We start from the raw sequence: 12,757 nt of genomic DNA, 5'->3' as shown, positions 1-12,757 counted from the left end.
GGCGCCTTTCACCCGCCTGGACCCTCGCCATGAGCTGCGGCCCGATCCTCACCCTGCGCCACTACCGCGACGACCTGATCGCCCATAGCCACGAGCACCCGCAACTGGTGTTCGGCCTGCGCGGGCGCCTGGATTTCGAAGTGGACGGACGCGGCGCGCGGGTCGAGCGCCAGGACCTCATGGTGGTTCCCGCCGGCGCCCACCACACGTGCGGCAGCGACACCGGCAGCCATTGCCTGGTGCTGGATGTGCCCGCCGACAACTGGCTGGCCAACAGCCTCGGCGCACATGCGGGTGACTGCCACCGTCTGCTGGAACGGCCCGGCCCGCTGCTGTTGGACACTCGCCAGCAGCAATTGGTGGACTGGCTGGCCCTCAGTCCCGTGAGCGACCCGCTGATTGCCCGCCAGGGCGCGGTGCTGTTGCTCGCCAGCTTGAATGCCGCTGCCAGCGCCAGCCCGATCCAGCGCGAACTGCCCTACGCCAGCTTCGACGCCCATATCGAGCAGTACGCGGCCTATCCGTTGCAGGTCGCCGACCTGGCGCGGCTGGCCGGGTTGTCCAGCGCACGCCTGCATGCCCGCTTCATGGCCGAACGCGGCATAACGCCGATGGACTACATTCGCCAGCGCCGCCTGCTGCGTGCGCGGCAATTGCTGCAAGCCACGTCCTTGCCGGTCGGCGAGATCGCCAGCCGGGTTGGCTACAGTTCCCAGAGCGCCTTCGCCGCCGCCATGCTCAAGGCCTTCGGTCGCAGCCCCGGTGCGCTGCGCCGCGAGTCTGGCGACAACTGACGCGAGGACCGCGACAGACACCCCGGCGTGGCCCGCCTTACACTGGCCGCGCTGTCGCCTGCTCATCAAGGACTCCCATGAACCACCGCACCGCCCTCGGCGCCCTGCATATCGGCGCGCTGTTTTTCGGCCTGACCGGCGTTTTCGGCAAGCTCGCCAGCGCCGCGCCCTCGATCATCGTCTTCGGCCGCGCCGCCTTCGCGGTGCTCGCCCTCGGCCTGTTCGCCCGCCTCGCCGGCCCGGCCTGGCGGACGTTACAGGCCCAGGACTGGCGCCGCCTGGCACTCGGCGGCGTGCTGCTGGCCGGGCACTGGGTGAGCTTCTTCATCGCGGTCAAGGTTGGTGGCGTGGCCATCGCCACCCTGGGTTTCGCCAGCTTCCCGGCCTTCACGGTGATCCTCGAAGGGCTGCTGTTCCGCGAGCGGATTCGCGGCAATGAGATGGTGCTGGTAGCGCTGGTGAGCATCGGTCTGGTGCTGGTCACCCCGGAATTCAATCTGGCCAGCGAGGCCACCGGCGGCCTGCTCTGGGCGCTTCTCTCGGGGCTGCTGTTCTCATTGCTGTCACTGACCAACCGCGCCGGCTCCGGGCGCATTCCGGCAGTGCAAGCGGCGCTGTGCCAGAACCTTGTGGTCGCCCTGTGCCTGCTGCCGTTCGCGGCGCCAGGCCTGGCCGAGGTGCCAGCGATGGACTGGCTGTGGATCGCCTTGCTCGGCGTCTTCTGTACCGGGGTCGCCCACAGCCTGTTCGTCGCCTCGCTGGCGGTGATCAAGGCGCGCACCGCCGCGGTGGTTTTCGCGATGGAGCCGATCTACGGCATCGCCATGGCCTGGCTGCTATTCGCCGAGACGCCCACCCCGCGCATGCTGCTGGGCGGTGCGCTGATTATCCTGGCGATCGTGGTGTCCAGTCGCCTCGCCGCCAGCGCTCAGCCTCGCAAGGCCGCCGCCGGGCAAAGCTGAAACTCAGCGGTCGTTGTGACCGAGGTCGCGCTCGGGGTCGATCTGGTCGCGCACCCGCTGCTTGAGCACCTTGGCTTCCGGGAAGCCGCCGTCGGCCTTGCGCTCCCAGATCTGCACGCCATCGCAGGTGATGCGGAACGTACCGCCGCTGGCCGGCTCCAGCGCCACGCGGCCCAGCTCGTCGCTGAACGTGCTGAGCAGTTCCTGGGCCAGCCAGGCCGCGCGCAGCAGCCATTGGCACAGGGTGCAATAGGTGATGACAATTTCCGGCTTCGGCGCGCTCACGGTAACAACCTCAAACAAAATGTGTGGCGCTTATACTAGCGGTCTTTGCCCTTCGCTCCGAGAGCCACGATGCGCCGCCTGCTGCTCTGTCTGCTGCTGTTGTCCACGTCCCTTTCCCTGTTCGCCGCCGAGACCGCCAAGCCTGGCGCTACCCGGTCCAAGGTCGGCCTGGTGCTGTCCGGCGGTGCCGCCCGCGGGCTGGCCCATATCGGCGTGCTCAAGGCGCTGGAAGAACAGGGCGTGAAGATCGACGCCATCGCCGGCACCAGCATGGGCGCGGTGATCGGCGGGCTCTATGCCTCCGGCTACAAGATCGAGGAACTGGAGAAACTGGCGCTATCGATCGACTGGCAGCAGGCCCTTTCCGATGCGCCGCCGCGCAAGGACGTCCCGTTCCGCCGCAAACAGGACGACCGCGACTTCCTGATCAAACAGAAAATCAGCTTCCGCGACGACGGCAGCCTCGGCCTCCCGCTGGGGGTGATCCAGGGCCAGAACCTGGCGCTGATGCTGGAAAGCCTGCTGGCCCACACCAGCGATACCCGCGACTTCGACAAGTTGCCGATCCCCTTCCGCGCCGTGGCCACCGACATCGCCAGCGGTGAAAAAGTGGTGTTCAGCCGCGGCCACCTGCCCCAGGTGATTCGCGCCAGCATGTCGATCCCGGCGGTGTTCGCCCCGGTCGAGCTGGAGGGCCGGTTGCTGGTCGACGGCGGCATGGTGGACAACATCCCGCTGGATATCGTGCGGGAAATGGGCGTGGACATCGCCATCGTCGTCGATATCGGCACGCCGCTGCGCAACCGCAAGCAACTGGCGACGGTGGTCGATGTGCTCAACCAGTCCATCACCCTGATGACCCGGCGCAACTCCGAAGAACAACTGGCCGCCCTCAAGCGCGACGACATCCTGATTCAGCCGTCACTGGCCAGCTTCGGCGTCACCGACTTCGGGCGCGCCCCGGAAATGGTCGAAGCCGGCTACCGCGCGACACAAATTCTCGGACCTCGCCTGGCCGCCCTGCGCCATGTCGAAGGCAGCGGCGCCGAGCTGGCGGTGGCCCGCTCGCCAGGGCAACGGACCCCGGTGATCACCGCGATCAAAGTGGAGAACGACTCCAAGGTCAGCGACGACGTGATCCGCTACTACATCCGCCAACCCGTCGGCCAGCCGCTGGAACTGGACCGTCTGCAGACCGACATGGGCACCCTGTACGGCCTGGATTACTTCGACCGGGTGCAATACCGCGTGGTGCACAAGGGCCAGGACAACACCCTGGTGATCAACGCCCGCGGTCGCCGCGGCGGCACCGACTACCTGCGCCTGGGCCTCAACCTCTCGGACGACATGCGCGGCGACAGCGCTTTCAACCTCGGCGCCAGCTACCGGGTGAACGGCATCAACAGGCTCGGCGCGGAATGGCTGACCCGAGCACAGATTGGTGATGTGCAGGAGCTGTACAGCGAGTTCTACCAGCCGCTGGATACCGGCTCGCGCTATTTCGTCGCACCGTACCTGAACCTCGGCTCGCAGAACATCGAGGCGACGCTGGACAACGACCCCGTCGCCGAATACCGCCTGGAGCGCTACGGCTTCGGCCTGAACCTCGGTCGGCAGATTGGCAACAGCGGTGAAGTGCGCTTCGGCGTAGGCCAGGCCTGGGGCAAGGCCGAGGTGCGAGTCGGCGACCAGGACCTGCCCAAGGTCAACTTCAACGAAGGTTTCTACGAGCTGAAGTACTCCTTCGACACTCTGGACAACGTCTACTTCCCCCACAGCGGCGAAGACATCCGCCTGACCCTGCGCCAGTTCGAACCGGACCTCGGTTCCGATCAACGCTACCGGCAATGGGACTTCAAGCTGGACAAGGCACTGAGCAGCGGCCCGAACACCTGGGTGCTGGGCGGGCGTTATGGACGGACGCTGGACGATGCCGACGTGGTGGTGTCGAGCATGGTGATGGGTGGGCCGCGGCAGCTTTCGGGCTTCCGCCAGAACTCGTTGTCCGGGCAGAACCTGAGCCTGATGCGCATGGTGTATTACCGTCGGCTGACGCCGCGCGCCTACCTGCCGCTGGACTTCCCGCTGTACCTGGGTGGCTCGCTGGAGCGCGGGCGGATCTGGAACAACGACAATGAATTCGACAGCGGTTATGTCAACGCGGCGAGTGTCTTCGTCGGTTTCGATACACCGTTGGGGCCGCTGAGCTTCAGTTATGGCTTCAACAGCGAAGATGAGAAGGCGGTTTATCTGAATTTGGGGCAGACGTTCTGAAGGGGTCTTAGGAGCCGCCGCCTTGCTGAAGCCATAAAAAAACCGACGCACAATGCATCGGTTTTTTTGTCTTGCCAGATCCGGTCAGACCTTGGACTTTTCCAGGTTCGCCAGAATCCGCGTATGAACCCGCATGCACACCGCCAGGTCCTCTTCATCCACGCCGATGAACAACTCCAGTCGCAGGGCGTTGGCGATGGTTTCGATCTGGTCGATCAGTGGCTTTGCCGGTGGGCAAAGGACGATCTTCTTCGCGCGTCGATCTTCCACCACCGCCTGACGCCGCACCAACCCCTGGGCTTCGAGGCTGTCGAGCAGCCTGGCCAGGGTCGGACCTTCAACCCCCACGCTCTGCGCCAACTCGCGCTGAGTCGGTGCTTCTTCGAAGCGGGCCAGGTGCAACAGCACAAGCCAGCGCGCCTGGGACAGGTTCAGGCCCGCCAGGCGGCGGTCCAGTTCGGCACGCCAGCCCCGGGACATATGGGCCAGTTGCATCCCGAAGCGGTGTTGATCGGTCAACGGCATAAAAAACTCATAATCAGAACTAATTATTAGCCAGCTAACCATGGCCGTTGCCCTTAGGCAAGGTTCATCTGGACGAGGCTTCACGGCAAACGTAAAAAATCATGACAGGCGCGCCGGTCACATCTCGAATTCGGACGCCAGTGCAGCACGTACGCAATACAGCACGCCTTCTGGCACCCGCGCGCCAAACAGCGGGCTGATCTCCGACACTGGCGGCAGTTCGCCCTCGCCATCGAGGAACGCGTCCTGCACTTCCGCCATCAGGTCTTCCGGCAGGTCCAGGGCTTGCTCCAACGACAGTTCCTGGCGACCGATGGCCTCGGCGAGCAGGCTGTAGACGTTCTTCTCGCTGCACTGCAACTGCCCGGCGATCTGTGCCGGGGTCATGCCGGCGCGGGCCAGGGTGACGAGTTCGTGGCGCAGATCGGCAACCACCGGAGGCGCCTCGGCTGCGCCGCCCAGCACTTCCAGGAAGGCCTGGCCATAACGCTCCAGCTTGCGCGCACCAACGCCGCTGACCTGGGCCATCTCGCTGAGGCTGGTCGGCTGGCTGCGGAGCATTTCCAGCAAGGTGGAATCGGGGAAGATCACGTAAGGCGGTACCCCGTGCTCCTCGGCCAGCTTGCGGCGCAGGGCGCGCAGGGCTTCCCACTGCTCGCGCTCCTCGCCGCGCACCAGTTGGCTGGCCGGGCTGCCGCCGCTGCTGGACTTGCTGCTGGTCTGCGGCTTGAGGTCGCGGCGCAGTTCCAGACTGACTTCGCCACGCAGCAACGGCCGGCAACTGTCGGACAGACGCAGGCCGCCATAACCCTCCAGATCGATATCGACCAGGCCGCGCGCCACCAACTGGCGGAACAGCGAACGCCATTCGCCCTCGGCGCGGGCCTTGCCGACGCCGTAGACCGCCAGCTTCTCGTGACCGAAGTTGCGTATTTTTTCGTTGTCCTTGCCCAGCAGCACATCCACCAGGTGCCCGACGCCATAACGCTGGCCGGTGCGGTAGACCGCCGAAAGCGCCTGACGCGCCGACTCGGTGGCATCCCAGGTCTGCACGCCGTCGACGCAGTTGTCGCAATGGCCGCAGGGCTGCGGCAGCTCCTCGTCGAAGTAACGCAGCAGGGCCTGGCGACGGCAGCGGGTTTCTTCGCAGAGGGCGAGCATGGCGTCGAGCTTGTGCTGTTCGACGCGCTTGTGCCGCTCATCGCCCTCGGAGTTCTGCAGCATCTGCTTGAGCATCACCATGTCTTGCAGGCCGTAGGCCATCCAGGCATCGGCGGGCAAACCGTCACGGCCGGCGCGACCGGTTTCCTGGTAATAGGCTTCCAGTGACTTGGGCAAGTCGAGATGGGCGACGAAGCGCACGTTGGGTTTGTCGATACCCATGCCGAAGGCAATGGTTGCCACCATGATCAGCCCTTCCTCATTGAGGAAGCGGCGCTGGTTGGCGGCACGGGTCTCGGCAGGCAGCCCGGCGTGATACGGCAGCGCCGGGAAGCCCTGGTCGCAGAGGAACGCGGCGACCTCATCGACCTTCTTGCGCGACAGGCAGTAAACGATCCCGGCGTTACCGCGGCGCTCGCCGAGGAACGCCAGCAACTGCTTGCGCGGCTGCTCCTTGGGTACGATGCGGTAGAAGATGTTCGGACGGTCGAAGCTGGAGAGAAAGCGCTCGGCGTCTTGCAGGTGCAGGCGGGTGACGATTTCTTCCCGTGTACGCATGTCCGCCGTGGCGGTCAGGGCGATGCGCGGCACATTGGGGAAGTACTCGGCCAACTGGCCCAGTTGCAGGTATTCGGGGCGGAAATCATGGCCCCATTGCGACACGCAGTGGGCCTCGTCGATGGCGAACAGGGCAATATCGAGTTCACGCAGGAAGTCCAGCATGCGCGGCTGCACCAGGCGTTCCGGCGCGAGATAGAGCATTTTCAGCTCACCGCGGCGGATCCGCCCGGCCAGTTCGCGCTGTTGCTCGGCGCTCAGGGTGGAGTTCAACGAGGCGGCGGCCACGCCCAGCTCGTCGAGGGTCGCGACCTGGTCTTCCATCAGCGCGATCAGCGGCGACACCACCACCGCCAGGCCATTGCGCAACAGCGCCGGAACCTGGAAGCACAGCGACTTGCCGCCGCCCGTGGGCATCAGCACCAACGCATCGCCGCCGTTGGCCACGCGTTCGATGATCGCCCCCTGGCGTCCCCGGAAGCTGTCGTAGCCGAAGATATCCTTGAGGACGCGCTGAGCCTGTTCGAGCATAACCACTCCAAAAATCGTGAAACCATCCCGGCCACAGGCTGGATGAAAACCGTCCGCGACTCACGCAAAAATGCGCAAGCAGCTTTTACCGGGGAAATCCGCACCCACCGGAAAAAAGCCGGCAGTATACCCGAGCACCCAACGCCAAAGGGGGTTGCACGATAGACCGTCATCCTTTGCGTTGCAGGTGCTGCAAAATGCTAGAATTCAGCATCGTTATATTTCCAAGGTAGCCCCTAATGTCCTTCGCTGAGCAATTGACCCGCCTGCAAGCCTTCCTCGACGCCGACGAGCTGCACGAAGAGGCGCTGGACTACGTTGCCGCCCACGGCTACCTGACCGCGCTGTCGATCAGCGCCGAAGAGGTGACCGACCGTGAGTGGATCGACGCCCTGTTCGCCGAGGAACCTCACTACGCCAACGACGCACAGCGTGCCGAGATCGAAGCCACGCTGATCCAGCTCAAGGCCCACATCGCCCGCCAACTGGCCAGCGACGAGGAATTCGAGCTGCCATGCGACCTCGACCTGGGCGACGAGCCTGACGATTCCGACCTGCGTGGCTGGTGCATCGGTTTCATGGAAGGCGTCTTCCTGCGTGAGGAAGCCTGGTTCGAAAGCGCCGAGGAAGAAGTCAGCGAAATGCTCCTGCCGATCATGGTCGGTTCCGGCCTGTTCGATGAACAGCCGGAATTCGCCGACATCGCCAGCGACGCGAACCTGATGGACGACATGATCGTGCAGATTCCGGAAGCGCTGACCGCGCTGTACCTGCTCTGCCACGCGCCAGACGAGAAGCCGGCCCTGCTCAAGCCACGCCATCACTGAGTTCGCGTTCGTGCGCTACCTGCTGCTGGCCATCGGCTGGCTCAGCGTCGCGCTGGGGGTGATTGGCATCTTCCTTCCGGTGTTGCCAACCACCCCCTTTCTTTTGCTCGCGGCCGCATGTTTCGCCCGCAGCTCCCCCCGCTTCCATGATTGGCTGGTGAATCACCCGCGCCTTGGCCCGTGGATCCGCGACTACCTCAGCGGCGAAGGCATTCCCCTCAAGGGCAAGGTCTACGCCATCGGCCTGATGTGGGCCAGCATCAGTTTCTCGTGTTACCTGGTGCCTTCGCCGTGGGCGCGTGGCTTCATGTTGACCAGTGCGGTGCTGGTGACGATCTACATCCTTCGACAGAAAACGCTGCGCCGGTCGCGTTGAAAAAAGGTTTTTTCGCGAACGCTCGGGGAGGATGATCTTTCGGGTTGGGCTTGGGTTTTTGGGTGTGTATTGGGGCCGTTCGCGAGCAAGCTCGCTCCTACAGCTTCAGCATCGCCGGATAAAACGCCATCGCTGTCCATGCTCATTCGCTGGCAAGCCAGCTCCTACAAGGACAGCACCGCTTCAACGCCCCCAAGGATTATCACTCCCGGTATTCTGTGGAACAAAAAAGCGGGAGCGGCGCCGCATGCTGCGCCACTCCCGCGGTCCCCGCCCTTAAACCGTATCCACTTTCAACGAATGGTCATTGATCATGCCGTTGATAATGGTCGCCGTGTCCGCCCCCGCGGCGATCACCCCTCCCGCCCCCGCCGTCACCCCGTAATGCTGGGCCAGGTCGATCCCCGCAAGGTCGATGGTCTGGGTCGGCGCCGCCCCGGCCACCGAACTGACCTCGATGGTCGACACCACGCTTGCGCCGCTGCCGCTCACCTTGAAGTGCAGGTAGTCATCCAGCGAGGCCGGCGTAGTGTTTTCGCCCTGGAGCAACTGCGACAGGTCCAGATGATCGGTGCCCGGGGTAAAGTCGGTCACCACATCGTGGCCGATATCGCCCTGCTGCCAGAGGAACGTGTCGCTGCCCGGCCCACCGGTGAGCGTGTCGTCCCCGCGCCCGCCAATCAGCACATCATCGCCGCCACCGCCGTTGAGCGTGTCATTGCCCAGGCCACCCTCCAGACGGTTCGCGCCACCGTCACCGGTAAGGGTGTCGTTGTAGTCCGAGCCAATCAGGTTCTCGATCGAGACCAGCGTATCCAGCCCAGCACCAACCGTGTTCTGCTGGCCAGCGGTACTCAGGTTGACCGTCACGGCGCTCGTGGCGCTTGCGTAACTCGCCGTGTCGATTCCGGCCCCGCCGTCGAGCAGATCGTTACCAAGGCCGCCGATCAGCAAGTCATTGCCGTTGCCGCCGTACAGCGAGTCGTTGCCAGCGCCGCCCACCAACACATCATTGCCGTCTCCCCCGTTGAGGGTGTCGTTGCCGCTGCCGCCGAGCAGGGTGTCGGCATTGGCGGTGCCGGTCAGGGTGGAACTGTCCTGGTAGGTGATATCCAGCGCGCCGGTGGCGGTGCCGCCGTGACCGTCGCTGACGGTGTAGCTGCCGTTGTACTGCGGAGTGCTGTTGGCCGCGCCCGAATAATCGACGGTCATGGTCAACTGGTAGTTCTCGGCGTTGTTGACGCCGCTGCCGCTCGTGTTGGTGAGGTTGACCACATGAATGCTGTAGAGCCCGTCATGAGCGGCGACGAAGGAGCTGCCGTCAGCAATCGTCTGATAGCTGCCAGACGCGTCCTTCCATTCCATCAGTATGTTGCCGACAGGCCGGTCATGGTCGAGCTTGAGGCTCTCGCCCTGTTTCAGGGTGACCGTGATCACGTCTTGATCGTTGGCGTTGGCGGTCGTGACAGCCCCCAGATAGCCGCTGACGATCAGCGCCGCGGTCATGGAACCGCTGGTGCCGGTAAACGTGCTGCGGGCAATGTCCTTCAACTGGTTCGCCGGACTGTCCCCGTTGCCCGTGAACGGAACGGTCGGCGTAGTACTTCCCACGGTGAAGTCGGCGCCCCGGGCGGCCCAGCCAGTATTGAAGGTGATCGGCGAGGCCGTCAGGCGGTCGTTGTTGGCATCGGTGTCATTAGCCAGCAAGGCCTCTGCCGGCACCGTGATATTGGCCGAGAGAATATTGGTGATGACGTGGTCGGCCCCCGCCACTGGCGCGGCGTTGGTGTAGACATTGATCACCAGGCTGGCATTGCTCAGGTCACCATCGTTGTCGCTGACCACAAAGCCGACGTTCTCCACCTGACTGCTGCCAGTGTCCTTCGGCGGGGTGTAGGTGAAATCGCCGCTGTCCATGTTCACCACCAGCGAGCCACCCATTACCGTCTTGACGGTGATGCTGTTGGTCACGGTGTCGAAGGTTCCGCGATCAGTACCACTGGCGGCGTAGGAACCCTGGTTGGAATTGCCTTTCGGATCGTAGGTGTAGGTCGTGCCATCCACCACCAGCGACTTGATGAAGCCGCCATCGGCGCCGAAGTACCCACCGCTCATCAGGCTGCCGGTGATCGGCGCCCCCTGTACCGTGCCAGAGAGCACCGAATTCAACTGGTTGAGATCAGTCACCACAGTGGCATTGGTGTCGGTATGGGTGCTGCCGTCGTAGGCCAGCGGATTGAGGTTGCTGGCGTTGACCCCGCTGCCCAAGCCAATGGCGTAGGACTTGATCCCGTTGGCATCGAGGAAATTGGTCCAGGTAGTTTCCCGGGTGCCGGAAATGGCGTGCCCGGAGGTCGGCTCACCGTCCGAGAAGAAGTAGGTAATGTTCTGCGCACCTACAATTTTTCCGGCAGTGGTGTAGGCACTCTGCGCCGAGGTAGTGGCCGAGTCGTAGTAGGTCGAACCACCGGCGCTAAGGCCGTTGACGATGGTCTTGGCCTGGTCGACCGTGACCCACACCGCCGACTGCCCGGTGGCGCCGCTGGAGAAGGTGACGATCTGCACTTTCACATCGCCCAAGTCATCGTACTTGTCGAGCAATGCGGCAATGGCCTGTTTCGCCAGTTGCAGACGCGTGAGCCCCGGCACGCCGGAAGCATCGTTCATGCTGCCCGACACGTCGATGACCAGCAGCAGGTTAGAGTCCACCTGCCCCGGCGTTACAGAGCGGGTTGCACCCACGGCCTTCGGCACATCGTCGACGATGTTGATCAGGATGGTACTGGTGGTGAAGTTGCCCAACGCATCCGTCGCCTTGTAGGTGAAGGACTCGGTCATCACATTCGCGCCATCGTTGGCGCCACCCGGCGTTTTTGGTGCAGAGGTCAGGGTGTATTTGTAGGAACCGTCGGCATTGAGCAGGATCTGGCCGTAGGTGCCAGTCGAGCTTCCCATCAGGCTGTAAGAGATGGCGCCAGACCCGCCCGACACCGACCCGACCAGAGTCCCACTGCCGGTTTCGGTGGTAGCAGCGGGATCGCTCCCGACCACAGTACCGGCGGCCAGGTCTTGGCCATCCTTGATCAGGTCCAGGGCTTTTTCATACACCGTCACATCCTGGTCCTGACCTGCTATCAGCGCACAATCCTTCACATTGACGGTGAGGGTCGTGGTGCTTTCGTCACCGTCGGCATCACGGATGGTGTAAGTGAACACATCCTGCGCACCGGCAGCGGCCACCGAGTTCGGATTGGCGTGATACACCGCATTCCCCGCGGCATCGAGGGTCAAGGTGCCGTAGGTGCCAGCGACATTGGTGTTCAGCGAGCCAATGGCCGATGTCGCGGTGTTGGAGCCGGAGCGGACACCCACCACCACATTGCTGCCTGGGTCATCGGCGCCCTTGGTGTCGTTGGTCAATACATTGCCGATCACCGTATCGCCCTCGATGACCGAGACCGCATCGGGACGAGCCGTTGGTACATCGTCGACGATGTTTACGTCGAGGCTACCGCTGGAGGTGCTGCCATCGGTGTCCGTCGCGGTGACGGTGAAGCTTTCGGTGAGGTTGTTGATGCCGCCGGCGTTTGGATGGGCTTCGTTGTCCAGCAACTTGTAGCTGTAGGTCACTACGCCGGTGCTTGGGTTGTAGCCGGTGACGGTCAGGGTATTGCCCAGCGGAGTCGTTGCGGTTTGTGGGAAACCAGCAGCCACACCGCCAGAAACAACGTTGATACCGCCCACACTCAGGGTTTGTAGACCGTCCGGAGCGGTGACGGTAAAGGTACCGGTTTGGGTCAGTGCCGGCGTGTTCGGGTTGCTGCCGTCGCTAAGGTTTTTCTCGTAGACCGTCAGTTCACCACCCGCAACGTTCAGGCCGTTGAGGGTGACTGGGTCGTTGAGGTTCTTGATGTTGAGAACCAGATTGGCGGTGCTGGTGTCGCCGTCCGCGTCCTTCAAGGTGTAGGCAAACGTCTCAGTGCCAGTACCGCCGCCGTGCAGGTTGAAGAAGTCCTGGTCAGCGGGATTCAAGGTGTAGGTGTAGGAGCCATCTGCTGCCAGTACGAGTGTGCCGTAGGTGCCCGTGAAGGTGCCGGCGGTGATCGGTCCGGTGACACGGTCGGCACCCTGGGTATCGTTGGTCAGGACGTTGCCGGTCAGGGTCAGTTGGGCTTCGGTTGCGGTGACGGCGTTGGTGTCAGGCGCAGCGGTTGGTACGTCGTCGACGATGTTCACGTCGAGGCTGCCGCTGGTAGTGCTGCCATCGGTGTCCGTCGCGGTGACGGTGAAGCTTTCGGTGAGATTGTTGATACCGCCAGCGTTTGGATGCGCTTCGTTGTCCAGCAGCGTGTAGCTGTAGGTCACCACGCCAGTACTGGCGTTGTAGCCGGTGACGGTCAGCGTATTGCCCAAAGGCGTCGTAGCAGTTTGTGGGAAACCGGAGGCTACCCCGCCAGAAACAAT

General features: G+C 63.6%; 9 protein-coding genes. 5 read left to right on the top strand and 4 right to left on the bottom strand.

Annotated features, from left to right (window positions below; translation table 11 throughout):
• Positions 1 to 29 precede the first annotated feature (29 nt).
• Positions 30 to 794, top strand: a complete 765-nt coding sequence (locus NTD82_RS01085; RefSeq protein ID WP_262127468.1) for an AraC family transcriptional regulator — start codon at positions 30 to 32, stop codon at positions 792 to 794.
• 77 nt (positions 795 to 871) lie between these two features.
• Positions 872 to 1,756: a DMT family transporter gene (locus NTD82_RS01080; RefSeq protein WP_262127467.1), complete on the top strand. Its 885-nt coding sequence runs from the start codon at positions 872 to 874 to the stop codon at positions 1,754 to 1,756.
• A gap of 3 nt (positions 1,757 to 1,759) precedes the next feature.
• Here the strand turns inward: NTD82_RS01080 and NTD82_RS01075 are convergent, their stop codons facing one another.
• Positions 1,760 to 2,041 carry a SelT/SelW/SelH family protein gene (locus tag NTD82_RS01075; RefSeq protein WP_262127466.1) on the bottom strand — a complete coding sequence of 94 codons (282 nt, stop codon included), beginning with the start codon at positions 2,039 to 2,041 and terminating at the stop codon, positions 1,760 to 1,762.
• A 69-nt stretch (positions 2,042 to 2,110) separates the two neighbouring features.
• Here NTD82_RS01075 and NTD82_RS01070 point away from each other — a divergent pair, with 69 nt between their 5' ends.
• Positions 2,111 to 4,315: a patatin-like phospholipase family protein gene (locus NTD82_RS01070; protein WP_262127465.1), complete on the top strand. Its 2,205-nt coding sequence runs from the start codon at positions 2,111 to 2,113 to the stop codon at positions 4,313 to 4,315.
• An 84-nt stretch (positions 4,316 to 4,399) separates the two neighbouring features.
• On the opposite strand, the gene NTD82_RS01065 is transcribed toward NTD82_RS01070, so the two are convergent.
• Both NTD82_RS01065 and recQ read right to left on the bottom strand, forming a co-directional pair.
• The gene (locus NTD82_RS01065; RefSeq protein ID WP_095160068.1) at positions 4,400 to 4,840 is read right to left on the bottom strand and encodes a MarR family transcriptional regulator; all 441 of its coding nucleotides are present in this window, start codon (positions 4,838 to 4,840) and stop codon (positions 4,400 to 4,402) included.
• Between the two features lie 117 nt (positions 4,841 to 4,957).
• Entirely contained in the window at positions 4,958 to 7,090 is a 2,133-nt protein-coding gene (gene recQ / locus NTD82_RS01060) for a DNA helicase RecQ (protein ID WP_262127463.1), read from the bottom strand.
• A gap of 239 nt (positions 7,091 to 7,329) precedes the next feature.
• Between recQ and NTD82_RS01055 the strand changes: the two genes are divergently transcribed.
• Both NTD82_RS01055 and NTD82_RS01050 read left to right on the top strand, forming a co-directional pair.
• The gene (locus NTD82_RS01055) at positions 7,330 to 7,917 is read left to right on the top strand and encodes a YecA family protein (protein ID WP_095160070.1); all 588 of its coding nucleotides are present in this window, start codon (positions 7,330 to 7,332) and stop codon (positions 7,915 to 7,917) included.
• Positions 7,910 to 8,293, top strand: a complete 384-nt coding sequence (locus tag NTD82_RS01050) for a YbaN family protein (RefSeq protein WP_262127530.1) — start codon at positions 7,910 to 7,912, stop codon at positions 8,291 to 8,293. Before NTD82_RS01055 ends, NTD82_RS01050 begins: the two co-directional genes overlap by 8 nt.
• Before the next feature lie 276 nt (positions 8,294 to 8,569).
• On the opposite strand, the gene NTD82_RS01045 is transcribed toward NTD82_RS01050, so the two are convergent.
• Positions 8,570 to 12,757: beta strand repeat-containing protein (locus tag NTD82_RS01045; RefSeq protein ID WP_262127462.1), on the bottom strand; the 4,188-nt coding region annotated here is incomplete at its 5' end.

Source organism: Pseudomonas sp. 5P_5.1_Bac1 (assembly GCF_025466015.1).
In the GTDB taxonomy this organism is placed as follows: Bacteria; Pseudomonadota; Gammaproteobacteria; order Pseudomonadales; family Pseudomonadaceae; genus Aquipseudomonas.
This window is presented reverse-complemented; position numbering and strand designations above follow the sequence as displayed.

Excerpts from the sequence above, each read along its gene's own strand:
- NTD82_RS01080 (WP_262127467.1), top strand. The coding sequence starts at position 872 with ATGAACCACCGCACCGCCCTCGGCGCCCTGCATATCGGCGCGCTGTTT.
- recQ (WP_262127463.1), bottom strand. The coding sequence starts at position 7,090 with ATGCTCGAACAGGCTCAGCGCGTCCTCAAGGATATCTTCGGCTACGAC.
- NTD82_RS01055 (WP_095160070.1), top strand. The coding sequence starts at position 7,330 with ATGTCCTTCGCTGAGCAATTGACCCGCCTGCAAGCCTTCCTCGACGCC.
- NTD82_RS01065 (WP_095160068.1), bottom strand. The coding sequence starts at position 4,840 with ATGCCGTTGACCGATCAACACCGCTTCGGGATGCAACTGGCCCATATG.
- NTD82_RS01070 (WP_262127465.1), top strand. The coding sequence starts at position 2,111 with ATGCGCCGCCTGCTGCTCTGTCTGCTGCTGTTGTCCACGTCCCTTTCC.
- NTD82_RS01085 (WP_262127468.1), top strand. The coding sequence starts at position 30 with ATGAGCTGCGGCCCGATCCTCACCCTGCGCCACTACCGCGACGACCTG.